Here is a 26,113-nt window from a genome sequence, read left to right as displayed (position 1 = left end):
TGGGAAAAAGACGTAAAAAAACCAGAGGATGCGGGCATCCTCTGGCTGAGACGTTAATGTAGGGGATCAGTCCAGTTTCACGCCCAGGCGGTGCGCGACGGCTTCATAGGCTTCGATCAGCCCGCCGAGGCTCTGGCGGAAGCGGTCTTTGTCCATTTTATCCAGCGTCTCTTTGTCCCACAGGCGGCTGCCGTCCGGGGAGAACTCATCGCCCAGCACCACTTCGCCGTTGAACAGGCCAAACTCCAGTTTGAAGTCGACGAGGATCAGGCCTGCGTCATCGAACAGCTTTTTCAGCACGTCGTTGGCTTTGTAGGAGAGTTCCTTCATGCGCGCCAGGTTCTCTTTGTTCACCCAGTTGAAGGTTTCGCAGTAGGATTCGTTGACCATCGGATCGTGCATGGCGTCGTTTTTCAAAAACAGGTCAAACAGCGGCGGATTAAGCTCAATGCCTTCTTCAATGCCCAGACGTTTCACCAGCGAGCCCGCGGCGCGGTTGCGGATTACGCACTCGACCGGCACCATATCCAGCTTTTTCACCAGACATTCGGTATCCGAGAGCAGCGCTTCCATCTGGGTCGGGATGCCGGCTTCGGCAAGCTTGGTCATAATGAAATGGTTGAACTTGTTGTTCACCATGCCTTTACGATCAAACTGTTCAATGCGCGCGCCATCCCCTGCTGACGTATCGTTACGGAATTCGAGCACCAACAGATCCGGGTTTTCGGTACTGTAGACGGTTTTCGCTTTGCCGCGATACAACTCAGCTTGCTTTTGCATTTTATTACTCCAGGTGTGATTACAAGGCTAATTGCACTATCTTACGCCGACGCACACGTTTGCGTCACGCTGATAAAAAAAGGCCGGAGGTATTCCGGCCCTGGATCTTACTGGTTAAACGCGGCCTGGAAGGCGGCGACTAACGCGTCGTTCTGAGATTGCGTCAGGGTGTGGCCCTTCGGATCGATAAACTGGAGGCTGCTGCGGTTATCAAGGTCGCCGACCTGCAGTTTATAGTCGCCGGAGCTGAGACCCGGATCGCGCGCGCCCAGTGCCTGCCAGCCGCTGTCGGAGAGCGGTTTGTAGGTCACGGCCATGCTGCCGGTAGAACGGGTGCTGTCGGTCACTTTCATGCCCACTTTTTCCAGCACGTTCGGCAGGCGCTGCCAGACGATATTGAACGGACCGCGCACCACCAGCATCGGCAGACCGGTATCATCCGCGCCGCTCTGCACGTCGAGCGTGGTCACGCTGCGCTTCTCAGCGGCGTTCTGCGCATCGGTGGCAGTTTTATCGAGGCCAGCGGAGATAACGTTCAGCATTTCGGTGCTGTAGCGCTGCAGCGATGCGGTATCAGCAACCGGTTTACCCGCCTGCTCCAGGTTCACCAGCTTGACGACCACCGCCTGCTGATAGCCCTGCGGTTTCACCGCGATTTGATAGCGACCGCGATACTGCTGATCTTCATCCTGACGGTTCCACTCAACCCAATCGGTAGTCAGGGTCTGCGCGGCATCGTCGCGTTTGGCGATGGTGAAGTTTTTCGCCTGAATCAGGCTAACAACCTGCGGCCATAAGGTATTGCCGCGACCATTTTCTACCATCAGCGTGGCGGTATCGCCGTTGAACTGGGTACGCGCACCGGTCACCAGCGCCAGCGGCTGTGCCGGCGGGCGAATGTCCAGCGCTTTACCGACGGCACCGCTGCCGCTGGCGGAAGGGACATTGTAGTCCCCAGTCTGCACCGGCAGGATCAGCCCGGCGGGCGCATGAAGCTCAGCAAGCGGCGTAGCATCCAGATAGGATTCATCTCCGCTGACCTGACGCTTGTAACGTGAATCGGAATTGCAGGCGGCGAGCAACATCACAAGTGAAACACTCGCTACCTTCGCCAGGCGCGACTTCTGTACTGAGTAAGCCATCAAATCTCCCTAAACTTTACAGCAAACCGGCATGCTTAAGCGCCGCACGAACCACCTCACGACCGTGGTCGGTAATCGGTGTCATCGGCAAACGCAGCGTATCGGTTGCCACAAGTCCCAACTCCTTACATGCCCATTTGACCGGGATCGGATTGGGTTCGACAAATAGTTTGTTGTGTAACGGCATCAGACGCTGGTTAATCGCGCGGGCATCGGCAAACTGCCCTTCAGCGGCCAGTTTGCACATCTCGGCCATTTCGCGCGCCGCCACGTTAGTGGTGACGGAAATTACACCGTGACCGCCGAGCTGCATGAAGTCCATCGCAGTGGCGTCATCGCCGCTCAGCAGGATAAAGTCGTCTGAAACCAGCTCTTTGATCTGATGAACGCGACTTAAGTTCCCGGTCGCTTCTTTAATACCGATAATATTTTTGACTTCCGCCAGACGGCCCACGGTTTCCGGCAGCATATCGCAGCCGGTACGCGACGGCACATTATACAGAATCTGCGGCAGGTCAGTATGTTCGGCGATGGCTTTGAAGTGCTGGAACAGACCTTCCTGCGTCGGGCGGTTGTAATAGGGGGTAACGGTGAGGCAGCCGACGATGCCGCTGTTATTGAAACGCTGCGTCAGGCTGATGGCTTCGGCGGTGGCGTTTGCGCCCGTGCCGGCAATAACAGGAATGCGCCCGTCAGCCAGCTCAACCGTCAGTTCAACCACATCGGCATGCTCGTCGTGGCTAAGGGTTGCGGATTCGCCGGTAGTCCCTACCGAAACGATCGCCGAGGTTCCACTGGCGACATGATAATCAATCAGTTTCTTCAGGCTTGACCGGCAGACTTTACCTTGCGAATCCATCGGCGTAATAAGCGCAACAATACTTCCCGTGAACATGGGCCATCCTCTGTGCAAACAAGAGCCTCAATGGTACGTGCGGTGCCGTAAGAAAAGCAAGAGACCTGACGGTCTGTGGCGGTTGTATGCCGGTTTTTTTTATGCTTTCCTTATGATTACCTCATGTTTGACAGGAAGCTCAGGTTTGACAACCTCATCACAACACTTTTTGGTTATCACTGCGCTGGGGGCCGACCGGCCTGGCATTGTGAATACGATCACACGCCACGTCAGCAGCTGCGGCTGTAATATCGAAGACAGCCGGCTGGCGATGCTGGGAGAAGAGTTCACGTTTATCATGCTGCTTTCAGGGTCGTGGAACGCCATCACCCTTATCGAATCGACCCTGCCGCTGAAAGGCGCCGAACTGGATCTGTTGATTGTGATGAAGCGCACCGAGGCTCGCCCGCGTCCTGATATGCCCGCCACCGTTTGGGTGCAGGTTGACGTACCGGATTCGCCCCATTTGATTGAACGCTTTACGGCGTTATTCGACGCTCACGAGATGAATATTGCCGAGCTGGTTTCCCGTACCCAGCCCGCCAGCGTCGATGGTGTTCCGCAACTCTTTATTCAGATTACCGCCCACAGCCCCGCCTCGCGGGATGCATCAAATATTGAGCAGGCGTTTCGGGCGCTCTGTACAGAATTGAATGCGCAAGGCAGTATAAACGTCGTCAACTATTCTCAGCATGATGAACAGGATGGAGTGAAGCAATGAATCCACTGAAAGCCGGTGATATCGCACCGAAATTTAGCTTGCCCGATCAGGACGGTGAACAAGTAAATTTAGCCGACTTCCAGGGACAGCGTGTTCTGGTCTATTTCTACCCGAAAGCCATGACACCGGGTTGTACCGTCCAGGCCTGCGGCCTGCGCGATAATATGGATGAGCTAAAAAAAGCAGGCGTAGAAGTTCTCGGTATCAGCACTGATAAACCGGAAAAACTCTCCCGCTTCGCCGAGAAAGAGCTGCTCAACTTTACCCTGCTGTCCGATGAAAGCCATGAAGTGTGCCAGCAGTTTGGCGTCTGGGGTGAGAAGACCTTTATGGGGAAAACCTATGACGGCATTCACCGCATCAGTTTTCTGATTGATGCTGCCGGCACCATCGAACATGTGTTTGATGATTTCAAAACCAGCAATCACCACGATATCGTCGTGAACTGGTTAAAAGAGAACGCCTAAACGTCCCCTCTTCTGCTGCGGGCAACCCGTCAGGGTCGCCCTCCTCTGCTGCTCTTCCTGTCGTCTTATCCGCTTATCACTTCATCTTCGCTGGCCAGCGAATCCGGCCACGCGTGGATCACCGCTTTAATCAACGTTGCCAGCGGAATGGCGAAGAAGACGCCCCAGAAGCCCCACAGGCCGCCGAAAATCACCACCGACAGGATAATCACCAGCGGGTGCAGGTTAACCGCTTCCGAGAAGAGCACCGGCACCAGCAGGTTGCCATCCAGCCCCTGGATAATCAGATAGACCGCAAAGCAGCTCCAGAACTCGGTGCCCAGCCCGAACTGAAACAGCGCCACGCCAACCACCGGAATGGTCACCACAAACGCGCCGATATAGGGAATCAACACCGAGAAGCCCACCAGCACCGCCAGCAGCAGCGAGTAGTTGAGCCCAAAAAGAATGAACCCAATCCAGGTGGCGACGCCGACCACCACCATCTCCAGCACTTTGCCGCGAATATAGTTGGTGATCTGCTGATTCATCTCTTTCCACACCTGGCCTGCCAGCCCGCGGTTACGCGGTAGCACGCGGCGCACGGCGCTCAGCATCTGCTCTTTATCTTTCACCAGGAAGAAGACCATCAGCGGCACCAGCACCAGATAGACTGCAAGGGTAAGCAGCCCGACCAGCGAGGCGAGGGAGTATTTCACCACCGAGTCACCCATCGACAGCATGCGCGAGCGCATATTCTCAGCCATCGCATCAATAATGCCCGCATCCATCAGCGCGGGATAACGGCGCGGCAGGGTGGCAGCAAAACCGGAGAGCTTGTTTAACATGCCGGGCATATCGCGGATCAGGTTGATCCCCTGCTGCCACGCAATCGGCATCACCACAAAAGCCATCACCAGCAGAATGCCGACGAACAACACCAGCACAATGCTTGCCGCCCAACTGCGCGAGCAGCCAATGCGCTGCAGGCGGGCCGTTGGCCACTCCAGCAGATAGGCAATCACCAGCGCAACAAGCAGCGGCGCGAGCAGGCCGCTAAAGAAGAAAAGAATGGTAAAACCGGCAAGCAGAATAACCAGCAGGGCAATCGCTTCGGGATCGCTGAAGCGACGGCGATACCACTGCGTCAACATTTCGAGCATAACGTTCCTTATTTCGCCTCACTGGCGGACGTTCAGAACGGGAAGTTTATCGAAATGTCACAAAAAAGACTTCGCTTTTCGTTCCCTTTGCGGGAAACATATCATTGCCGTGAATAAGATTTTCAATGACCATTAACGCGGCTACACTCGCAGGGCGGGTAAGCCGAATGGAACCCGGTTATCGTTGTGTCACCTCCAACACAGGAAAGAGGTTATGTTCAGGCAGTTGAAACGAACGCTGGTCGCAACCCTTATCGCCGCCCTTACCGCAGGCCAGGCTGCGCCGGTTTTTGCAGACTCGGCAGATAGCCTGCCGGATATGGGCACCTCGGCTGGCAGCACGCTCTCCATCGGCCAGGAGATGCAGATGGGCGACTTCTATGTGCGCCAGCTGCGCGGCAGCGCGCCGTTGATTAACGATCCGCTGCTGGTGCAGTACATCAATTCCCTCGGTATGCGGCTGGTCGCGCATGCCTACTCAGTGAAAACCCCTTTCCACTTCTACCTGGTGAATAACGACGAAATTAACGCCTTCGCCTTCTTTGGCGGCAACGTGGTGCTGCACTCTGCCCTCTTCCGTTACACGGATAATGAGAGCCAGCTCGCGTCGGTAATGGCGCACGAAATTTCGCACGTTACCCAGCGCCATCTTGCGCGCGCGATGGAAGATCAGAAAAGCAGCGCGCCGCTTACCTGGGCAGGCGCGCTGGGGTCGATTCTGCTGGCGATGGCCAGCCCGCAGGCGGGGATGGCGGCGCTGACCGGTACACTGGCCGGCACGCGGCAGGGGATGATCAGCTTTACGCAGCAGAATGAGCAGGAGGCGGACCGCATCGGCATTCAGGTGCTGCAACGCGCCGGGTTTGATCCGCAGGCGATGCCGACCTTCCTCGAAAAATTGCTCGATCAGTCCCGCTACTCCAGCCGACCGCCGGAAATTTTGCTGACGCACCCCCTGCCGGAGAGCCGACTGTCAGACGCCCGCAACCGCGCCAACCAGATGCGCCCGGTAGTGGTGCAATCTTCTGAATCGTTCTATATGGCAAAGGCCCGCACCCTGGGCATGTATAACTCTGGCCGTAACCAGCTGACCGACGATCTGCTCGACAGCTGGGCGAAAGGCAACGTGCGCGAGCAGCGCGCCGCGCAGTATGGCCGGGCACTGAAAGCGATGGAGGCGAAAGATTTTGCCGGGGCGCAGAAACTGTTGCAGCCGCTGCTGAGCGCGGATGCGAACAATGCCTGGTATCTCGATCTGGCGACGGATATCGATCTTGGCCTGAATAAAAGCGGCGAGGCGATTAAACGCCTGAATGGTGCCAGCGGGCTTAAGAACAGCCCGGTGCTGCAACTCAACCTGGCGAACGCTTACTTACAGGGCGGCCAGCCGGCACAGGCGGCGCAGATCCTCAATCGCTACACCTTCACCAACAAAGACGATATCAACGGCTGGGATCTGCTGGCGCAAACGGAAGCGGCGCTCGGCAACCGCGATCAGGAGCTGGCGGCACGTGCCGAAGGCCAGGCGCTGATCGGCAGGCTCGACCAGGCGATTACGCTGCTGAGCAGTGCTAGCGCGCAGGTGAAGCTTGGCAGCCTGCAACAGGCACGCTATGACGCGCGAATCGACCAGTTGCGCCAGATGCAGCAGCGCTTCCGCCCGTACGAAAAGATGTAATCAGGAGAGAAGATGTCAGACGCAGTAAAAATCTACCATAACCCCCGCTGCTCCAAGAGCCGCGAAACCCTGAGCCTGCTGCAAGCCAACGGTGTTGACCCGGAGGTGGTGCTCTATCTGGAGACGCCGCCGGATGCGGCAACGATTAAACAGCTGTTGCAGTGGCTTGGCATGTCGAGCGCGCGGGAGTTGATGCGCACGAAAGAGGAGCTCTATAAATCGCTCAATCTCGGCGACAGTGCGTTGTCCGAAGCGGCGCTGGTGCAGGCGATGGTGGAGAATCCGAAATTGATCGAGCGGCCCATCGTGGTAGCCAACGGTCAAGCACGCATTGGCCGCCCGCCGGAAAGCGTAATGGAGATCGTCGGGTAAGTGTGATTGCCGGGCCGTAGGCCACAAGCTTTTGTAGGCCGGATAAGGCGTTACGCCGCCATCCGGCAGAGGAAGCCGCATTGCAGTGCCGGATGGCGCTCACGCTTATCCGGCCTACGCAACAGATTCCAGGCTCTTGTAGGCCGGATAAGGCGGTACGCTGCTATCCGGCAGAAAAGCCATAGTGCAATGCCGGATGGCACTCACGCTTATCCGGCCTACGCAATAGATTCCAGGCCCTTGTAGGCCGGATAAGGCGGTACGCTGCTATCGGGCAGAAGAAGCCGCAGTGCAGTGCCGGATGGCGCTCACGCTTATCCGGCCTACGCAACAGATTCCAGGCCCTTGTAGGCCGGATAAGGCGGTACGCCGCCATCCGGCAGAAGAGGCCGCAGTGCAGTGCCGGATGGCGCTCACGCTTATCCGGCCTACGCAACAGATTCCAGGCCCTTGTAGGCCGGAGAAGGCGGCACGCCGCCATCCGGCAGAAGAAGCACCTACAGCTGCAGAATATCTTTCACAAACGGGATGGTGAGCTTGCGCTGGGCGGTGATCGAAGCGCGATCCAGCTGATCGAGGGTGTCGAACAGCGTGCGCATCTCGCGATCCAACCTTTTCAGCAGAAAACGGCCGACATCTTCCGGCAGCTCAAAGCCGCGAATGCGCGCGCGTAATTGCAGCGCCTGCAGTTTGTCCTCATCGGAGAGCGGTTGCAGCTTATAGATCTGCCCCCAGTCGAGACGCGAGGCCAGATCCGGCAAGCCGAGATTGAGCTGGCGCGGCGGCCGGTCACCGGTGATCAGCAGGCGAGTTTTACCCTGCTCCAGAATGCGGTTGTAGAGGTTAAAGATCGCCATCTCCCACGGCTCATCGCCCGCGATGCATTCGATATTATCGATGCAGACCAGCGACAGATGCTCCATCCCTTCCAGCACTTCCGGGACAAACCAGGTGCGTTTATCGAGCGGCACATAGCCCACGGCATCGCCGCGCTGGGAGAGTTCGGCGCAGGCGGCATGCAGCAGATGGCTGCGCCCGGCACCTTCGCGTGACCAGAAATAGATATAACCGCTGTGCGCCTCGCGCAAAACGTTTTGTAACGCCGCCAGTAAGGAGGGGTTATCACCCGGCCAGAAACTCGCAAAGGTTTCATCATCGGGTAAAAATAATGGCAGGGAGAGCTGTGCCGGCGTGTTCAGAGGTACCTCAACAGGGCTTACAAAAAACGCAGTGAGTCTATCATAAAAATCGACGCCGTTTGAACCGGGCGCGAGGCCCGGTTCAATTCTGTGCGCTACTTACGGTTTCGCCTGCTCATTTTCTGGCGCATCCAGTATCACCTCTTCCGGACGCAGCACGCTAATCAGCTTGAAGATCAGGCTCAGGCCAACGCCGACAATGGTCGCCAGCGCCATCCCTTTCAGCTCTGCCGCGCCGATATGCACCTTCGCGCCGCTGACGCCGATAATCAGGATCACCGAGGTGAGGATCAGGTTTTGCGCTTTGCTGTAGTCCACTTTCGACTCAATCAGCACGCGGATCCCCGAAGCACCGATCACCCCGTAGAGCAGCAGCGACACGCCGCCCATTACCGGCACCGGAATGATCTGGATCGCCGCCGCCAGCTTGCCGACGCAGGAGAGCAGAATAGCGATAATCGCCGCCCCGCCAATCACCCAGGTGCTATAGACGCGGGTAATCGCCATCACGCCGATATTCTCACCGTAAGTGGTGTTGGGCGTCGAACCGAAGAAGCCGGAGATCATCGTCGACAGGCCATTGGCGAACATCGAGCGGTGCAGGCCCGGGTCGCGGATCAGATCGCGTTTGACGATATTCGCCGTCACCACCAGATGCCCGACGTGCTCAGCAATCACCACCAGCGCCGCCGGCAGTATGGTGAAGATAGCGAACCACTCAAAACGCGGGGTGTAGAAGGTTGGCAGCGCGAACCAGTGCGCCTGGGCGATAGGTGTGGTATCGACAACGCCCATGGCGAAGGAGAGCGCATAGCCCGCCAGCACGCCGATCAGAATCGGGATAATCGCCAGAAAACCGCGGAACAGCACTGAACCAAAGACCGTCACCGCCAGCGTCACCAGCGAAATGGTGATGGTTTTGCTGTCAGCGCTCTGTCCGTCTGCGGGCAGCAAGCCGGCCATATTCGCCGCCACGCCCGCTAACTCGAGGCCGATCACCGCCACAATGGCGCCCATTGCCGCAGGCGGGAACATCACGTCCAGCCAGCCGGTGCCCGCTTTTTTGACAATCAGCGCCACCAGGCAGAAGAGCACGCCGCACATAATGAATCCGCCCAGCGCCACTTCATAACCCAGCGGCAACAGCAGCAGCACCGGCGAGATAAAAGCAAAGCTGGAGCCGAGGTAAGCGGGGATCTTCCCTTTACAGATAAAGATATAGAGCAGCGTACCGACACCGTTAAACAGCAGCACGGTGGCCGGGTTGATATGAAACAGGATTGGCACCAGCACGGTTGCGCCAAACATGGCGAACAAGTGCTGCAAACTAAGCGGGATCGTCTGCAAAAGCGGCGGTCTTTCACTCACCCCGATAGCACGGCGCGTCATAGTGTTTTCCTCTGAGTGTTGTTGTTAATCTCCCCGTCCGGTGCGGCGGGCAGTGTTCTGTTTCCCAAAAAAAAGCCGACTATCAAAGTCGGCTTTCATTGTGTTGTCAGTTACTTCGTCCCAAAAATCTTATCGCCGGCATCGCCGAGCCCCGGGATGATGTACCCCTGCTCGTTAAGACCCTGGTCGATAGATGCGGTGTAGAGCTCTACATCCGGGTGCGCTTTCTCCAGCGCAGCGACGCCTTCCGGCGCGGCCACCAGCACCAGCACCTTAATAGTGGTGCAGCCGGCGTTTTTCAGCAGATCGATGGTGGCGATCATTGAACCGCCGGTCGCCAGCATCGGGTCAACCACCAGCGCCATACGCTCATCGATGTTCGATACCAGTTTCTGGAAGTAAGGCACCGGCTCCAGCGTCTCTTCGTTGCGGTAGATACCGACAACGCTGATGCGCGCGCTTGGCACATGCTCCAGCACGCCTTCCATCATCCCCAGACCGGCGCGGAGGATCGGCACCACGGTAATTTTCTTACCCTTGATCTGGTCGATCTCTACCGGGCCGTTCCAGCCTTCGATAGTCACCTTCTCGGTTTCCAGATCCGCAGTAGCTTCATAAGTCAGCAGGCTGCCTACTTCTGAGGCGAGTTCACGAAAGCGTTTGGTGCTGATGTCGTTCTCTCGCATCAGGCCCAGCTTGTGTTTGACGAGTGGGTGTTTTACTTCCACGACCTTCATACTCTTCTCCTTCCGCTGACAGGTGGCAACCACAAAAAAAATCGCCGGATTATACCGCTTTTTTCCCGTTTCGCTACAGGCAGCCGCTTGATCGCGATCAATTCAGCTGGAGAAGAGTATAAAACAATAATCGACCGCGCCCTGCAACAATGGACTCGCAAACGTTTGCCTTGGCTGTTAGAATTGCGCCGAATTTTTATTGCTACCGCTAGAAAACGCGTGGGGACAGAAGCAGTGACCGATAAAACCTCTCTCAGCTATAAAGATGCCGGTGTTGATATTGACGCGGGCAATGCTCTGGTAGACCGAATCAAAGGCGTGGTGAAGAAGACCCGTCGCCCGGAAGTGATGGGCGGGCTGGGCGGCTTCGGCGCGCTGTGCGCGTTGCCGCAAAAATATCGTGAGCCAGTTCTGGTTTCCGGCACTGATGGCGTAGGCACCAAACTGCGTCTGGCGATGGATCTGAAACGTCACGACACCATCGGCATCGACCTTGTCGCGATGTGCGTTAACGATCTGGTGGTACAGGGCGCAGAGCCCCTCTTCTTCCTCGACTACTACGCCACCGGCAAACTGGATGTCGATACCGCCGCCAGCGTGATTAACGGTATTGCCGAAGGGTGTTTGCAGTCCGGCTGCGCGCTGGTCGGCGGCGAAACGGCAGAGATGCCGGGCATGTATCACGGCGACGACTATGATGTGGCCGGTTTCTGCGTCGGCGTAGTAGAAAAATCAGAGATTATCGACGGTAGCAAAGTCGCCGATGGCGATGTGCTGGTTGCCCTTGGCTCCAGCGGCCCGCACTCCAACGGCTACTCGCTGGTGCGCAAAGTCCTCGAAGTGAGCGGCACCGATCCGCTGACCACGCAGCTGGAAGGCAAATCACTGGCCGATCATCTGCTGGAACCGACCCGCATTTACGTCAAATCCGTGCTGGAGCTGATCGAAAAGGTTGAGGTTCATGCGGTTGCGCACCTCACCGGCGGCGGTTTCTGGGAGAATATTCCGCGCGTGCTGCCGGATAACACCCAGGCCGTTATTGACGAATCCTCCTGGCAGTGGCCGGCGGTGTTTGACTGGCTGCAGAGCGCCGGTAACGTCAGCCGTCACGAAATGTACCGCACCTTTAACTGCGGCGTTGGCATGGTGATCGCCCTGCCCGCGCAGGAAGTGGATAAAGCGATTGAGCTGATGAATGCCAAAGGTGAAAAGGCATGGAAAATCGGTATGATCAAAGCTTCTGATTCCAGCGAGCGTGTGGTTATTGAATGAAAAACATTGTGGTGCTGATTTCCGGCAACGGCAGTAATTTGCAGGCGATTATCGACGCCTGCAAACAGAAAAGAATCAACGGCACCCTGCGGGCAGTTTTCAGTAATAAGGCCGACGCGTTCGGCCTTCAGCGTGCGCGGGAAGCGAATATTCCCGCTCATGCGCTGAGCGCAGATCAGTTTGCCAACCGCGACGCATTCGATCGTGAGCTGATGCAGGAGATTGACGCCTACGCGCCGGATGTTGTGGTGCTGGCGGGTTATATGCGCATCCTCAGCCCGGCGTTTGTTGCCCACTACGCCGGTCGCCTGCTCAATATCCACCCCTCCCTGTTACCGAAATACCCCGGTTTGCATACCCACCGCCAAGTGCTGGAAAACGGCGATGAGGAGCACGGCACCAGCGTGCACTTTGTCACTGACGAACTGGATGGCGGCCCGGTAATTTTGCAGGCGAAAGTACCGGTGTTTGCGGGTGATAGCGAAGAGGATATTACTGCCCGCGTGCAGGCGCAGGAGCATGCGATCTATCCGCTGGTGGTGAGCTGGTTTGTCGAGGGTCGCCTGACCATGCAGGAGGGCGGTGCCTGGCTTGATGGCCTGCGTTTACCGCCTGAAGGGTATGCAGCGGACGAATAATTGCGCGTTTCCCCGGCTGCGGCTTTCGCAGCCTGGCTCTATTCTGTGCCGGAGAGGCGAAACCATCTCCGGCTCCTCCCCCTTCCCTCACTACTCCGCACTATTTTTCATCACGTTAAGCAATAAAACTGATTACTGTCATACTTTTTTGCCACAGTTGGACATCTGCTAACAAAGCTCGCCATAATAAGTTGTCTTATACGAAGGAACGCCAGCAACGTTCACCTGCAAGTCGAAGCACCGCATGTGCGAGCGGGAGTGTCCGTGCTTCGAGAAAGAACCGGAGTGTAAACAGGAATGGGTCAGGAAAAGTTATATCTCGAAAAAGAACTAAGCTGGTTATGCTTTAACGAACGCGTGCTTCAGGAAGCCGCGGACAAAAGTAACCCCCTTATCGAACGCATGCGTTTTCTGGGGATCTATTCCAACAACCTTGATGAGTTCTATAAGGTCCGTTTCGCCGAGCTTAAGCGGCGGCTGATCATCAGCGAAGAACAGGGCGTGGCGACCAATTCACGTCATCTGCTGGGCAAAATTCAGTCTCGCGTATTGAAAGCCGACCAGGAGTTCGACGGGCTCTATAACGACCTGCTGCTGGAGATGGCGCGTAATCAGATCTTCCTGATTAACGAACGCCAGCTCTCGCAAAACCAGCAAAGCTGGCTGCGCAGCTACTTTAAACAGTACCTGCGCCAGCACATCACGCCGACGCTTATCACCCGCGAAACCAATCTGGTGCGCTTCCTGAAGGATGATTACACCTATCTGGCGGTGGAGATCATTCGCGGCGACGATATCCGCTACGCGCTGCTGGAAATTCCCTCAGACAAAGTGCCGCGCTTCGTCAACCTGCCGCCGGAGACGCCGCGCCGCCGCAAGCCAATGATCCTGCTGGATAACATTCTGCGCTACTGCCTGGATGATATCTTCAAAGGCTTCTTCGATTACGACTCGCTCAACGCCTACTCGATGAAAATGACCCGTGACGCCGAATATGACCTGGTGCACGAGATGGAGTCGAGCCTGATGGAGCTGATGTCCTCAAGCCTGAAACAGCGCCTGACCGCCGAGCCGGTGCGGTTTGTTTACCAGCGCGATATGCCGGATGCGATGGTTGAGATGCTGCGCGAGAAGCTGACCATCTCCCGCTACGACTCGATTATTCCCGGCGGGCGTTACCACAACTTTAAAGACTTTATTGGTTTCCCGAATGTCGGCAAAGCCAATCTGGTCAACAAACCGCTGCCGCGCCTGCGTCACGTCTGGTTTGATAAATTCCGCAACGGTTTCGACGCCATCCGCGAGCGCGATGTGCTGCTCTACTATCCCTACCACACCTTTGAGCATGTGCTGGAGATGCTGCGCCAGGCGTCATTCGACCCGAACGTGCTGGCAATCAAAATCAACATCTACCGCGTGGCAAAAGATTCGCGCATCATCGACTCGATGATCCACGCCGCGCACAACGGCAAAAAAGTGACCGTGGTGGTGGAGCTGCAGGCGCGTTTTGATGAAGAGGCCAATATTCACTGGGCCAAACGGCTGACGGAAGCGGGCGTGCAGGTGATCTTCTCCGCGCCAGGCTTAAAAATTCACGCCAAGCTGTTCCTCATCTCGCGTATGGAAGGCGAAGAGATCGTGCGCTATGCCCATATCGGCACCGGTAACTTCAACGAGAAAACCGCGCGCATCTACTCCGACTACTCGCTGCTGACCGCCGACGCGCGTATTACTAACGAAGTGCGCCGGGTGTTTAACTTTATCGAGAACCCCTATCGACCGGTGCAGTTCGACTATCTGCTGGTGTCGCCGCAAAACTCGCGCCGCCTGCTTTATGACATGATCGATGCGGAAATCGCCAACGCGCAGAAGGGTAACCCGTCCGGCATCACGCTGAAGCTGAATAACCTGGTTGATAAAGGGCTGGTGGACAGGCTCTATGCGGCGTCCTGTTCCGGCGTGCCGGTGAACTTGCTGGTGCGCGGCATGTGCTCGCTGATCCCCAATCTTGAAGGCATCAGCGACAATATTCGGGTGATCAGTATCGTTGACCGCTATCTTGAGCACGATCGCATCTATATTTTCGAACACGGCGGCGAAAAGCGCGTCTGGCTCTCCTCCGCCGACTGGATGACGCGCAATATTGATTACCGTATTGAAGTGGCCGCGCCCATTCTCGATCCGCGCCTGAAACAGCGGGTGCTGGATATTATGGAGCTGCAATTCAGTGATACGGTGAAAGCTCGTTATATCGACAAAGAACTGAGTAATCGCTATGTGCCACGCGGGAATCGTCGTAAAGTACGCTCCCAACTAGCGATTTACGACTATATCAAATCCCTCGAACAGTCCGAATAATCTATGCCGATACAAGAGAAGATGCCAAGACCGGAGGAGTTCGCCGCGGTCGATTTGGGTTCAAACAGTTTCCACATGGTGATTGCCCGTGTGGTGGATGGCGCGATGCAAATCATTGGTCGCCTTAAGCAGCGCGTGCATCTGGCTGACGGGCTGGACAGCAATAACATGCTGAGCGAAGAGGCGATGGAGCGCGGGCTTGCCTGCCTGTCGCTGTTTGCCGAACGCTTACAGGGCTTCGATCCGGCCAGCGTCTGCATCGTCGGTACGCATACGCTGCGCCAGGCGCTGAACGCGACAGAGTTTCTCAAACGCGCCGAAAAAGTGATCCCCTACCCGATTGAGATCATCCCCGGCAACGAAGAGGCGCGCCTGATTTTTATGGGCGTTGAGCACACGCAGCCGGAGAAAGGCCGCAAGCTGGTGGTTGATATCGGCGGTGGCTCGACGGAGCTGGTAATCGGCGAAGATTTTCAGCCGCAGCTGGTTGAGAGCCGTCGGATGGGCTGCGTCAGCTTTGCCCAGCTCTACTTTGCGGGCAGCACCATTAACGGCGAAAACTTCCGCCGCGCGCGCATGGCAGCGACGCAGAAGCTGGAGTCGCTGGCCTGGCAGTACCGCATTCAGGGCTGGAACGTGGCGCTTGGCGCCTCCGGCACGATTAAAGCGGTGCATGAAGTGCTGATCGCACTGGGCGAGAAGGATGGCATTATCACCCCGGAGCGGCTGGAGAGAGTGGTCGCCGAAGTGCTGAAATTTAAGAGTTTCAGCGAGCTGACCCTGCCGGGCCTCTCCGATGAGCGTAAAGTGGTGTTCGTGCCGGGTCTGGCGATCCTTTGCGGCGTGTTCGACGCGCTGGCGATCCGCGAACTGCGGCTCTCCGACGGCGCGCTGCGTGAAGGGGTGCTGTATGAGATGGAGGGGCGTTTCCGCCATCAGGATATTCGCAGCCGTACCGCGCAGAGCCTGGCAAGCCAGTACAACATCGACCGCGATCAGGCGCGCCGCGTGCTGGATACCACCACCCTGATTTACGATCAGTGGCAAGCGCAGAACCCGAAACTTGGCAGCCCGCAGCTGGCGGCACTGCTGAAATGGGCGGCGATGCTGCATGAAGTGGGGCTGAATATTAACCACAGCGGCATGCACCGCCACTCGGCTTACATTCTGCAAAACAGCGATCTGCCCGGCTTTAACCAGGAGCAGCAGCTGATGATGGCGACGATGGTGCGCTACCACCGCAAGGCGATCAAGCTCGATGAGATCCCGCGCTTTACGCTGTTTAAAAAGAAACAGTTTTTACCGCTGGTGCAGATCTTGCGTCTCGGCGTGCTGTTGAATAACCAGCGCCAGGCGACCACCACGCCGCCGACGCTGCGGCTGAAAACCGATGACAACCACTGGACGCTGAGCTTCCCCCATGACTGGTTTAGCCAGAATGCGCTGGTGCTGCTGGATCTGGAAAAAGAGCAGGAGTACTGGGAAGCGGTAACCGGCTGGCGGCTGAAGATCGAAGAGGAGCAGTCCCCGACTGTGGCGGCGTAAACCGCCACAGTCGCTACTCCTCCACCAGCGCCGCCAGCGGCGCGGGTTTGCCAATCAAATACCCCTGAAGATAATCGATACCCAGCGCGACCGCCGCGCTGCGTATCTCTTCACTCTCCACATACTCCGCCACCACCTGCATCTTCTTCATCCGCGCCAGATGGCAGATCGAGGCCACAATCTGGTAATCGAGACTGCTGGCAACAATGTTGCGGATAAAACTACCATCAATCTTCAAAATATCCGCCGACACGGTTTTCAGCCGCGCATAGCTGGCATAGCCGGTGCCAAAATCATCAATCGCCACCCGGCAGCCCATCTGTTGCAGCTGCGATAAGGTATTGATCGCCTGCGCCAGGCTCGGCAAAGCATTGCTTTCGGTGATCTCAAAAATAAGCTGCCACGGCTCAACGCCGTACATCTCAAGCAGGTTGAGCACCTCTTGGGCGAAGTGCGTGCGGCAGAGGGAGGATGGAGAGAGGTTAATGGCGAAACGCTGGCCGGGAAGCGCCTCGTGGTGCTGCGCCATAAAGCGCAGGACATGCTCCGTCACCCACAGGTCGATGCGCGATGAGAGGCCAAACTCATGGGCCACCGGCAAAAAGAGATCGGGCTTGATGATCTCGCCGCTCTCCTCGCGCATCCGCAGCAGGATTTCGTGATAATCGTCGCCGCGCACGCCCTGGATCCGCTGCGCCATCAGCACAAAATGATCCTGCTCCAGCGCCAGTTGCAGGCGGTTCATCATCTCCACTTTGCTTTTCACCCCGCGCTGCACATTCGCCGCTCCGCGGTTTTGCAGGCTTTCCGGGTGGTGGGTCGCCAGCGACAGATCGGCAATTGTGCTCAGCTCCCCCAGCAACATATAGAGATGTTTGACCGGCGAGCGCACATAACAGTAGCTAAAGCCGACCTGCGGCTGGAGCGGCATCTCATCCCAGACGAAACGAAACTGTTTGACCCGCGCATCCAGCGCCTCGATGCGCGTCTGGTGTGATTGGGTATTCAGGCGAATCACCAGATCGTGGCCGGAGAGCTGGTGGACACTCTCTTCTGCCGAGAGCAGCGGCTTAAGCCAGTCCGCCATGTGCTGTTTGTACTGAATACGCAGCCAGACGCCATAGTTGCGCCCGAGTAGCTCCAGCTCCGGCACGCGTAAAAAACAGAGCACCGACCAGGGAGTATCCGCAAGCGATCGGCTCAGGGCGCGCAGGTTCGGCATATGGGTGACCGGGTCGATATAGGCCAGCCGCCGGGCGCGATCGTGCACCTGCCGCTGGCGGGTCGCCATAATCGCCATCGCGAGGATCATAAAAGAGAAGACCAGATAGCTGGAGGAGGCAATCGCCAGTTGCACATCCCAGGTCGGCGAATTGGGCAGATAGTGATAGTAAAAGTGAACCGAGAGCACCAGCAGCGGTGTCCAGATAAAGAGCATAAAGCGAAAGCCGTAACGCATTGAGCCCCACAGCATCACCGGCAGCAGCAGTGACAGCGTGTAGTTAGTGCTGAATATCGAGCTGTTATTATTCAGCGGCCGCAGCAACAGCAGCAAAATGGCGGTGATAATGCCTAACCAGATCAGCAGCTCTATTCGCGTAACTTTTCGGTCGAACTCTGCTCGCAGCTGTGAGAACCAGGCAATCGCATAGCGCGGATGGCGCAAAATACGGATCACTAAATAGCTAAAGGGCACGCCGGTGATGGCCCCCACCAGCAGCGCCTGGTAGTTAATCAACGTGGGCACATTAAGCGCCAGCGCCCCGCCCTCATTAACCGCAACATCAAGATTCAGCCAGACACCCAGTTCAAGCAGGATCAGGTAGAGCGTGGCGGGGCTGAGCACCTGCCAGAAGACCCGCTGCGTCATCTGCCGCGTCGAACCATAGGCAATTTGATGGCGACGGGCGACAAAAAGCCGGTAGCCGAACCAGCTTAGCAGCAGCGGAATCAGCATATGCACGCATCGCTCCACCACGACGAACGGGCCAGCAGAGGCATAATGCCAGGTTAAGGCGATGATCACACCCGGCAATGCGGCCCAGCCAAAGAATGTCATCATGGTGGTGAACAGGGCCATCGGCAGGTAATAGAGCATCACCTCCTGACCTGAAATAATGGTGAACGTATTTGCCAGATTAACGAGCGGGTAGAAAACGGGGGTGATGATGAGCGGCAGCGCCCACCATCTGTCTTTGTATCTGTTGTAACTTCTTATCAATGACATAATCACTCAGCAAACCCGCATAACGCGAGAGAGGTGGTTAAGACAGGTTTCCAGCCTGACTACACGAAGCCCAAACAGCGTGGCAGTGCGCAAATGATAAGAAATTTAAGAGGTCAATGCGGAGTGACAATTGTTTTAGATCAAGTAATCCGCCGCGACGCGGTTATATTCGGCTGATTATTACCGATCTCGCGCTTTTTTATTTAAGGTGTAAATAATTAATTTATCTTATATAAAGTGTGGTGATATTTTATTCACACTGTTTTTGCGGCAAGCACGATTGATCTTAATAAGAGAGTGTGACTTAATGTCCCCGTCGCCCGTTGTTCGGGTATTCCTAAGGAACCATTGTGAGTCAGGCAACCAGTATGCGAAAACGACATCGATTTGACAGTCGCATGACCCGTATCGTACTTCTTATCAGCTTCCTCTTCTTCTTCGGCCGTTTTGTCTATTCCTCTGTTGGCGCCTGGTATCATCATCAGGAAAAAAGCCAGTTACAACCTGTTAGCCAGACTATCGACCCCACCGCCCAACGTTAACGATTTCCGTTTTTTTGCCTGCACGCTGTCGCGTGGAGTTACGCACGCTTATTTTCCCTCGTCAGGAGTAGTGCGCAAGCCACTCGCCAGCGCGATAAAGGCGTCAATCATCTTTGGTAACGCCTGCTCTGGCTCGTCGCTGGCAGCGACCCACAGGGCGGCATTTAACGCCGCACCGTTTAGCAGGCGCGCGGCGGCGTCGGCATCAACCGGCTTGAGTTCCCCCCTTTCAATCATGGTGATCACCGTCTGGCGCGTGGCTTCGAGGCAGCTATTCTGGCTTGGCCACTGAGCCGGATCGCCGAGAAACGCCGGGCCATCAAGCAGAACAATGCGCCGCACCTCTTCATCCAGCGCCATTTTAATGTAGGTAATGCCTTCGGCTAACAGTTGCTGCCATGCGTCGCCGGCTTTCGCGGCCTCGGCCTTCGCCCGCTGCGCCATCTCACCATCGATCTCGGCAACCACGGCAGCCAGCAGCCCTTTTTTATCGCCAAAATTGTGATACAGCGCGCCGCGCGTCAGGCCGACGCTGGCGGTTAGCTCATCCATCGAAGCGGCGGCAAAGCCTTTTTCGGCAAAGGCTCGTCGCGCTGCCGCCAGCAATTTCGCGCGGTTCTCTTCCATCGTTTCACTGCGGCGTTTACCGGCCATCATCCTCTCCTTTTCACATACGCCGTGTATCTCATTTGACATACGTCGCGTATGTGATATTAATTTCATATACGTGGCGTATATTAAACCTTTTCCCTGCGCCGCGCACTCGTCCCAACTACATTGCCAAAAGGAACCACGATGATCCGTCGCGAAGCTGTTTTCCCTGCCAACCGTCATGCGCTTTATGAAGCGCACGGCTACTCCGCCGCCATCCGCTCCGGCGATCTGCTCTTTGTCTCCGGCCAGGTCGGCAGCCGGGAAGATGGCACGCCGGAGCCCGATTTTGCCCGCCAGGTTGAGCTTGCCTTTGCGAACCTCAGCGCAACCCTTGCCGCTGCTGGCTGTACCTTTGACGATCTTATCGATGTCACCACCTTCCATACCGACCCGGAAGCGCAGTTCCCGGCCATCATGCAGGTGAAACAGGCGATTTTCCCGCAACCGCCCTACCCCAACTGGACGGCAGTGGGCGTCAACTGGCTGGCGGGTTTTGACTTTGAAATCAAAGTGATTGCCCGCATTCCCGACGCGCAGCCGTAGCGCGCAACGCACGAACCACCACACCGCTGCGGCGTGATGTGCCAGGCTGATCCTGTCCTTACTGCACAACGGAGAAGTGATGATGATGACCTTATGCCGGGCCTGCGGCACCTCGTATGAGACCGCAGGCAAACACCCGCAGCAGTGCAAAATCTGTGTTGATGAGCGGCAGTTTGTGCCGCCCGGCGGGCAACAGTGGGTCGATCCTGCCGAGCTGCTGGCTTCCCATACCAATAAGTGGGCGCAGCACGAGGCGGATCTCTTCAGCCTGCAAACGGTGCCGGATTTTGCCATCGGCCAGCGCGCCTTTTTGGTGAGAACCCCGGAGGGGAATATTTTATGGGACTGCATCGCCACCCTCGACGCGGCGACAAAAACGCTGATTGCCGCGCTGGGCGGGCTGAAAACGATTGCCATCTCTCACCCGCACTACTACACCACCATGCAGGAGTGGGCCGCCGAGTTTGATGCACCGATCTATCTTCACGCCAGCGATCGCGAGTGGATCATGCGCGACACGCCTTATCTGAATTTATGGGAGGGTGATACGCTTCAGTTGACCCGCGACGTGAGCGTGATGCGTCTCGGCGGCCACTTTCCCGGCGGCGCGGTGCTCTACTGGGCGCGGGATGAGGGTATTGTGCTGTCGGGAGATATTGTGCAGGTCGCGCCGGGCAATGACGCGGTCTCGTTTATGTGGAGCTACCCGAATATGCTGCCGCTGTCGGCAGACACGGTGAGCGACATGCTGCGCCGCCTGAGCGCGATAAACTTCACCCAGCTCTACGGCGCATTTGAAGGCCGGGAGATTATGCACAACGCCGCAGCGATCGTGCGGCGTTCCGGCGAGAAGTATCTGGCCTGTCTGCGCTAATGGGCTCAGCCTGGTCCTTCGCTGGCCGCCGCCAGCAACGGCACCAGCACATCGCTGATGGGCACCGCCATGCCGTGCGCATGGCCGAGCCGCTGGATCACGCCGTTGCGGATATCCCACTCCAGCGGGCGGTTCGCCTGGCGGTCGGCCAGAATAGAGGTGCCCAGATCGGCAGGCGCGCGCTGGAAGTTGCCGACAATCTCCTGCGGCACATCATCGTTCAGCACTGCCCCTTCGGCGCGCGCAACGGCCAGGCACTCCCGTAAATAGGCCAGCGCCAGCTGGGTAATATCGTCGCGGGAAAACATGCCGGCACGGCGATTGGCCAGCACCATCAGCCCGGCCGCCGCGTTCTGCAACAGCTTGCGCCAGGCGATAGAGAGAAAATCCGCAGAGAGGTCGACCGCGCAGCGCGTGCCGCTTAACGCCTCAACCACCCGCTGTGCCTGCGGCACATCCGGCAGGGTCAGGCGCGGTTTCGCCCGCAGCCAGACAGAGGCATCCGGCTCGCGCTGCGCCGGAAACCAGACCACGGAAGGGAGCACCGTCGCGCCATTGACCAGCGGCGCGAGTTGCGCTTTCTGCTCCACACCGTTTTGCAGCGCGCACACCACCGTGTTTTCATCGCACAGCGCGGCGAGCCAGCCCGCGCTCTCGGCAACCTGGGTGGTTTTCACCGCCACAAACAGTAAATCGACCGGCTGCTGGATCGCCGCTGGCTCGGTGAGAACCGGGCCGGGGACGACAATCTCACCCTCATCGTGGCGCAGCGTTAACTGCGAATGGGCGGTGCGCCCGCAGAGCAGCGGCGCGCGATCAACTTCATGCAGCGCGGCGGCAATGGTGGTGCCAATCGCGCCCGGGCCAATCAGCGCAATCGTAAGATTTTCAGACATCAAACGTTCTCCTGCTGTGATCATCGGTTATCAGTGCCCATCAGGCGAGATTGACGCATAAGCCTGTTTTCGCCTGCATAACACCATAAGCCCGTTGCGGAACGAAAGACAGCCGATTTCGTCTCACGCCTCTTTTGCCCGCCGCGTAGCCCACTCGCAAATCCGCATGATGACAACGAAAAAGACCGGCACAAAAAATAGCGACAGCACGGTGGCGCTGATCATGCCGCCAAACACCCCGGTGCCAATCGCATGCTGCGTACTGGCGCTGGCGCCGCTGGCAATCATCAACGGCACCACGCCGAGCGTAAAGGCGAGCGAAGTCATCAAAATGGGGCGCAGCCGCTGCCGCGATGCTATCAGCGTCGCCTCGAGGGTGCTTTTGCCCTGCAAACGCAGCTGGCGGGCAAACTCAATAATCAGAATGGCGTTTTTCGCCGACAGGCCAATCAAGGTAATCAGCCCGACTTTGAAAAAGACATCATTACTCATACCGGCGACGATCACGGCGATAAGCGCACCGATAAGCCCCAGCGGCACCACCAGCATCACCGCAAAGGGGATCGACCAGCTCTCATACAGCGCGGCAAGCACCAGAAACACCACCAGCACCGACAGCGCAATCAGCCCCGGCAATTGTGCGGCGGAGGCTTTTTCCTGTAACGAACTGCCCGCCCACTCGCCGCCAAACCCCTCTGGCAGTTCGCGCGCCAGCTGCTCCATAGTCGCCATCCCGGTGCCGCTTGAATGCCCCGGCGCGGCGCTGCCGGTAATGCGTATTGCCGGGTAGCCCTGATAGCGGTTGAGCTGCTGCGGCGACTGGGTCCACGTCGCGCTGACCACGCTTGAGAGTAAAACCATCTCACCGCTTCTGTTTTTCAGCGGGATGTTGAGCAGCGTCTCTGGCTGCATCCTGTATGCGGCATCGGCCTGCACAATCACCTGCTGTAAGCGACCGTTCTGCGTGTAGTCATTAACGTAATTCGAGCCGGAGGCGACGGAGATCGCCTGGTTGATCTCTTCAAACGAGACGCCCATCGCCTCGGCTTTCTCACGGTCGATGGTCAGCGAGATGGAGGTGCCCTGCGGCAAACCGTCGATATAGACATCAGAGAGCGCACCGCTTTCATTCGCCTTCTCCACCAGCGTTTCCGCCGCCTGTTTCAGCGCGCTATACCCCTTCCCTGCCCGATCCTGAATATAAAAGGTAAACCCGGATGAGGTGCCCATATCGGAGATAGCAGGCGGCAGCAGGCTCATGGTCGTCGCGCCCGGCACGGACTCCATTTTTTGCTGGATAAGATCGGCCTCACTCTGCGCCGTTGCGCCGTGGCGCTCCTGCCACCCTTTTAAGGTGGTAAAGGCCATCGCCGAGTTCTGCCCGGAGCCTGAAAAGCCAAAACCGAGGATCATCAGGTTGCTGTCAATGGCCTGGCGATCGACGAGCGCCTGCTCAAACTGCTCCACTACTTCCGTGGTGCGCTGCATGGTGGCGTCCGAGGGAAGCTGAATGGCGGACATAAAGTAGCCCTGATCCTCCTCGGGTAAAAAGGAGGATGGCAGCGCCACCAGACCAGCAAACAGCGCGATGCAGAGCGCGGCGTAGATCAGCAGCATGCGGCCGCTGCGCATCAACACCCATAAAAGCCCGGATTCATAACGCGCTGACAGCCCGTTAAAGGCGCGGTTAAAGCGGGCGGAGAATCCGCGTGCAGCGCCCGTGTGCGGTTTCAGCACCGTTGCGCAGAGCGCAGGCGTCAGGGTGAGCGCCAGGAAGGCGGAAAAGAGGATCGATACCGCCATCGCAATGGCGAATTGCCGGTAGATCAGGCCAACAGAGCCACTGGCGAAGCCCATCGGGATAAACACCGCTGTCAGCACCAGCGTGATACCGATAATCGCCGGGGTGATTTCGTGCATCGCCTGCCGGGTAGCATCTGCTGGTGTCATCCGCTGCTCCTCCATCAAGCGCTCGACGTTCTCAACCACCACAATCGCGTCATCGACGATAATGCCAATCGCCAGCACCATGCCAAACATGGTGAGGATATTGATGGAGTACCCGCTTAGCAGCATCACGGTAAAAGTGCCGAGTAGCGCGATAGGCGCGACAATCGCCGGGATCAGCGTACAGCGCACTTTATGCAGGAAGAGCAGCATCACCAGGAACACCAGCACCATCGCTTCAATAAAGGTCTGCACCACTTTGTAGATGGAGAGTTTGACGAAAGGCGCAGTATCAAAAGGTACCGTGAAGACCATCCCTTCCGGCAGCACGCTTTTCAGCTCCGCCAGACGCTGATGCACCGCCGCTGCGGTATTAATGGCATTCGCCCCGGTAGAGAGCTGGATCGCCGCAGCCGTTGCCGGCACGCCATTCTCGCGGATACCAAAGGCGTAGCTCTGCAAACCGCTCTCGACGCGTGCGATATCCGCCAGCCGCAAACGCGCGCCGGTGGTATTCGACTTCAGCGTAATATTGCGAAACTCCTCAATGGAGGAGAGCTGGCCTTTAACCGTCAGCGGATAGGTCACGCGCTGCCCCGCTAGCGCAGGCTCGTCTCCCACGCGTCCCGGTGAGACCAGCACGTTTTGCTGCGCAATCGCCGTGGTGACATCGCTGACTGAGAGCTGATAGCTGTGCATCTTGAGCGGATCGAGCCAGATACGCATCGCCTTCTCGCCGCCAAAAAGCTGCACCTTGCCGACGCCGGGAAGACGGCGCAACTCATCGGTCACATTGCGAGCAAAGTAGTCGCTGAGATCCGCCTCCTGATACTTGCCGTTCGTCGATTTCAGCCCGACCATCATCAAAAAGCCGGTCTCTGCCGCATCGACGCTGATGCCGTTTTGCCGCACTACCTGCGGCAGACGTGGCTCAACAATTTTGATCTGGTTTTGCAGATCGATCTGCGCAAGCTTTACATCGGTGCCCGGTTTGAAGGTGACGGTAATCGACGCCGTGCCGCTGGTATCGCTGGTGGCCTCAAAATAGAGAATGTTATCTACGCCGGAGATCTCACGCTCAATCAGCGAAATAACCGAGGTGTTCATCATCTCCGGCGTCGCACCGGGAAAGGTGACGGAAATAATCACCCCTGGCGGTGCCACCGCCGGATATTGTGATACGGGCAGCTTTGGAATAGCGAGCAGCCCGCCGAGGATAATAAATAGCGCAATAACCCAGGCAAAAACGGGGCGTGCAATAAAAAAGTGCGGCATGGTTTTATTTTGTCATGTTGTCCAGAGGATCAGGCGCGGGCATGATTATGACTCGCCATTTTCTGCGCCTGGTTAATCAATAATCGTAAGGTTTATCTGTTTAGTCTTAATGCATGGTTGATGGAGCCTGTGTGGAGAGCGGGATAAGATCAGAATCGCCGGACGAACAGAAAGAGCGGCGTCACACCAAAAAAGACGGTCAGAAAGCACTCATAATAGAAAGTGAGATCGTAAATCGTCGGCACGCGATAGCGTAAGGCATTAAAGATAACGATCAGGCTAATAAAGAGTGAGGCGATGATCAGAAAGATAAGGGCTAACTCCTGTAATACGCCGCTTTTCTGCTGCACCGCCAATAAAAACGTACAGGCGCAGAGGTTGATATAGAGCAACGGCGAGGCGAGCAGCGTCAGCGCGACTTTCTCACCAATGTGGTGTATTAACAGCAGCCATATATAGAGCAGGCTCCAGCAGACCAGCAGAAAAACAACCAGCGAGGGAAAATTCTCAGCCCTGGGTTTTATATCCAGTTTCATCATTGCTTCATTCCTGATGAATAAACGCTACCCGGCAGCCGGGATATTTAACATGCACGTGAGGCAGCACACATCGGCTGTTTGCACCAATGGCAGAACAGTGAGCGACGATTGTTATCCCGCTGCGTGTACATTTTTTAACGTGAATGTGGAGTCTGTGTGGAAGCCGTAATGAGGGGTTAAGAAAGAGCGCATTACTGCATGCAACTTTTGCCGTCGGGTCTGGTCTGACTGTGGCAAATTGCTGGCAGGACACCACCGTGTTTCATTCAGAAAGAACGACA

At 57.1% G+C, this 26,113-nt stretch carries 23 protein-coding genes; 11 read left to right on the top strand and 12 right to left on the bottom strand.

From position 1 onward, the window contains the following. Positions 1-66: 66 nt before the first annotated feature. The 3 genes from purC to dapA all read right to left on the bottom strand — a co-directional run bounded on the left by purC (position 67) and on the right by dapA (position 2,817). The gene (purC, locus tag SOM48_RS04305) at positions 67-780 is read right to left on the bottom strand and encodes a phosphoribosylaminoimidazolesuccinocarboxamide synthase (RefSeq protein WP_054803517.1); all 714 of its coding nucleotides are present in this window, start codon (positions 778-780) and stop codon (positions 67-69) included. Positions 781-887: 107 nt separating this feature from the next. Continuing rightward, the gene (gene bamC / locus SOM48_RS04300; protein ID WP_076768801.1) at positions 888-1,922 is read right to left on the bottom strand and encodes an outer membrane protein assembly factor BamC; all 1,035 of its coding nucleotides are present in this window, start codon (positions 1,920-1,922) and stop codon (positions 888-890) included. A gap of 16 nt (positions 1,923-1,938) precedes the next feature. Further along, positions 1,939-2,817, bottom strand: a complete 879-nt coding sequence (dapA, locus tag SOM48_RS04295) for a 4-hydroxy-tetrahydrodipicolinate synthase (RefSeq protein WP_023481177.1) — start codon at positions 2,815-2,817, stop codon at positions 1,939-1,941. 145 nt (positions 2,818-2,962) lie between these two features. Between dapA and SOM48_RS04290 the strand changes: the two genes are divergently transcribed. Next, the gene (locus SOM48_RS04290) at positions 2,963-3,538 is read left to right on the top strand and encodes a glycine cleavage system transcriptional repressor (RefSeq protein ID WP_023481158.1); all 576 of its coding nucleotides are present in this window, start codon (positions 2,963-2,965) and stop codon (positions 3,536-3,538) included. Then, positions 3,535-4,005, top strand: coding sequence for a thioredoxin-dependent thiol peroxidase (gene bcp / locus SOM48_RS04285; RefSeq protein WP_023481155.1), 471 nt, complete (start codon positions 3,535-3,537; stop codon positions 4,003-4,005). Before SOM48_RS04290 ends, bcp begins: the two co-directional genes overlap by 4 nt. A gap of 65 nt (positions 4,006-4,070) precedes the next feature. On the opposite strand, the gene SOM48_RS04280 is transcribed toward bcp, so the two are convergent. Then, entirely contained in the window at positions 4,071-5,147 is a 1,077-nt protein-coding gene (locus SOM48_RS04280; RefSeq protein WP_023481206.1) for an AI-2E family transporter, read from the bottom strand. 214 nt (positions 5,148-5,361) lie between these two features. Between SOM48_RS04280 and bepA the strand changes: the two genes are divergently transcribed. Beyond that, the gene (gene bepA, locus SOM48_RS04275) at positions 5,362-6,825 is read left to right on the top strand and encodes a beta-barrel assembly-enhancing protease (RefSeq protein ID WP_139568401.1); all 1,464 of its coding nucleotides are present in this window, start codon (positions 5,362-5,364) and stop codon (positions 6,823-6,825) included. A 12-nt stretch (positions 6,826-6,837) separates the two neighbouring features. Then, a complete protein-coding gene (gene arsC / locus SOM48_RS04270; protein WP_054803515.1) occupies positions 6,838-7,197 on the top strand; it encodes an arsenate reductase (glutaredoxin) in 360 nt (119 codons plus the stop codon). A 497-nt stretch (positions 7,198-7,694) separates the two neighbouring features. Here the strand turns inward: arsC and SOM48_RS04265 are convergent, their stop codons facing one another. From SOM48_RS04265 to upp, 3 genes are all read right to left on the bottom strand, one after another. Then, positions 7,695-8,396 (bottom strand): DnaA inactivator Hda, encoded by a 702-nt coding sequence (locus tag SOM48_RS04265; protein WP_034813832.1) that lies wholly within the window; start codon positions 8,394-8,396, stop codon positions 7,695-7,697. Positions 8,397-8,495: 99 nt separating this feature from the next. After that, on the bottom strand, positions 8,496-9,785 hold the full coding sequence (gene uraA, locus SOM48_RS04260) for a uracil permease (protein ID WP_076768803.1): 1,290 nt from the start codon (positions 9,783-9,785) through the stop codon (positions 8,496-8,498). A 110-nt stretch (positions 9,786-9,895) separates the two neighbouring features. After that, entirely contained in the window at positions 9,896-10,522 is a 627-nt protein-coding gene (gene upp, locus SOM48_RS04255) for a uracil phosphoribosyltransferase (RefSeq protein WP_023481179.1), read from the bottom strand. 234 nt (positions 10,523-10,756) lie between these two features. On the opposite strand from upp, the gene purM reads away from it, so the two are divergent. The 4 genes from purM (at position 10,757) to ppx (ending at position 16,335) form a co-directional block, all read left to right on the top strand. Continuing rightward, positions 10,757-11,794: a phosphoribosylformylglycinamidine cyclo-ligase gene (gene purM, locus SOM48_RS04250; RefSeq protein ID WP_042713694.1), complete on the top strand. Its 1,038-nt coding sequence runs from the start codon at positions 10,757-10,759 to the stop codon at positions 11,792-11,794. Next, on the top strand, positions 11,791-12,432 hold the full coding sequence (gene purN, locus SOM48_RS04245) for a phosphoribosylglycinamide formyltransferase (RefSeq protein ID WP_042713692.1): 642 nt from the start codon (positions 11,791-11,793) through the stop codon (positions 12,430-12,432). Before purM ends, purN begins: the two co-directional genes overlap by 4 nt. Positions 12,433-12,729: 297 nt before the next feature. Beyond that, positions 12,730-14,790: a polyphosphate kinase 1 gene (gene ppk1, locus SOM48_RS04240; protein ID WP_076768805.1), complete on the top strand. Its 2,061-nt coding sequence runs from the start codon at positions 12,730-12,732 to the stop codon at positions 14,788-14,790. A 3-nt stretch (positions 14,791-14,793) separates the two neighbouring features. Next, positions 14,794-16,335 (top strand): exopolyphosphatase, encoded by a 1,542-nt coding sequence (ppx, locus tag SOM48_RS04235; RefSeq protein ID WP_319550929.1) that lies wholly within the window; start codon positions 14,794-14,796, stop codon positions 16,333-16,335. A gap of 13 nt (positions 16,336-16,348) precedes the next feature. On the opposite strand, the gene SOM48_RS04230 is transcribed toward ppx, so the two are convergent. After that, positions 16,349-18,562 carry a bifunctional diguanylate cyclase/phosphodiesterase gene (locus tag SOM48_RS04230; protein ID WP_289745034.1) on the bottom strand — a complete coding sequence of 738 codons (2,214 nt, stop codon included), beginning with the start codon at positions 18,560-18,562 and terminating at the stop codon, positions 16,349-16,351. Between the two features lie 350 nt (positions 18,563-18,912). Here SOM48_RS04230 and SOM48_RS04225 point away from each other — a divergent pair, with 350 nt between their 5' ends. Then, positions 18,913-19,104 carry a YfgG family protein gene (locus SOM48_RS04225; protein WP_071789562.1) on the top strand — a complete coding sequence of 64 codons (192 nt, stop codon included), beginning with the start codon at positions 18,913-18,915 and terminating at the stop codon, positions 19,102-19,104. Positions 19,105-19,152: 48 nt separating this feature from the next. On the opposite strand, the gene SOM48_RS04220 is transcribed toward SOM48_RS04225, so the two are convergent. Further along, positions 19,153-19,758 carry a TetR/AcrR family transcriptional regulator gene (locus tag SOM48_RS04220; RefSeq protein ID WP_279793169.1) on the bottom strand — a complete coding sequence of 202 codons (606 nt, stop codon included), beginning with the start codon at positions 19,756-19,758 and terminating at the stop codon, positions 19,153-19,155. Positions 19,759-19,899: 141 nt separating this feature from the next. Here SOM48_RS04220 and SOM48_RS04215 point away from each other — a divergent pair, with 141 nt between their 5' ends. Then, positions 19,900-20,301, top strand: a complete 402-nt coding sequence (locus tag SOM48_RS04215) for a RidA family protein (protein ID WP_320511499.1) — start codon at positions 19,900-19,902, stop codon at positions 20,299-20,301. 82 nt (positions 20,302-20,383) lie between these two features. Next, positions 20,384-21,175, top strand: a complete 792-nt coding sequence (locus SOM48_RS04210; RefSeq protein ID WP_320511662.1) for an MBL fold metallo-hydrolase — start codon at positions 20,384-20,386, stop codon at positions 21,173-21,175. A gap of 5 nt (positions 21,176-21,180) precedes the next feature. On the opposite strand, the gene SOM48_RS04205 is transcribed toward SOM48_RS04210, so the two are convergent. From SOM48_RS04205 to SOM48_RS04195, 3 genes are all read right to left on the bottom strand, one after another. Continuing rightward, positions 21,181-22,071, bottom strand: a complete 891-nt coding sequence (locus SOM48_RS04205; RefSeq protein ID WP_320511498.1) for an oxidoreductase — start codon at positions 22,069-22,071, stop codon at positions 21,181-21,183. A gap of 123 nt (positions 22,072-22,194) precedes the next feature. Beyond that, the gene (locus SOM48_RS04200; RefSeq protein WP_320511497.1) at positions 22,195-25,293 is read right to left on the bottom strand and encodes a multidrug efflux RND transporter permease subunit; all 3,099 of its coding nucleotides are present in this window, start codon (positions 25,291-25,293) and stop codon (positions 22,195-22,197) included. Positions 25,294-25,442: 149 nt separating this feature from the next. Next, positions 25,443-25,832, bottom strand: a complete 390-nt coding sequence (locus SOM48_RS04195) for a transporter (protein WP_320511496.1) — start codon at positions 25,830-25,832, stop codon at positions 25,443-25,445. Positions 25,833-26,113 lie beyond the last annotated feature (281 nt).

It is taken from the genome of Kosakonia sp. CFBP8986 (assembly GCF_034044935.1).
Taxonomy (GTDB): domain Bacteria; phylum Pseudomonadota; class Gammaproteobacteria; order Enterobacterales; family Enterobacteriaceae; genus Kosakonia; species Kosakonia cowanii.
The sequence above is the reverse complement of the archived record's forward strand: the minus strand, read 5'-3'. Positions and strand labels throughout refer to the sequence as shown.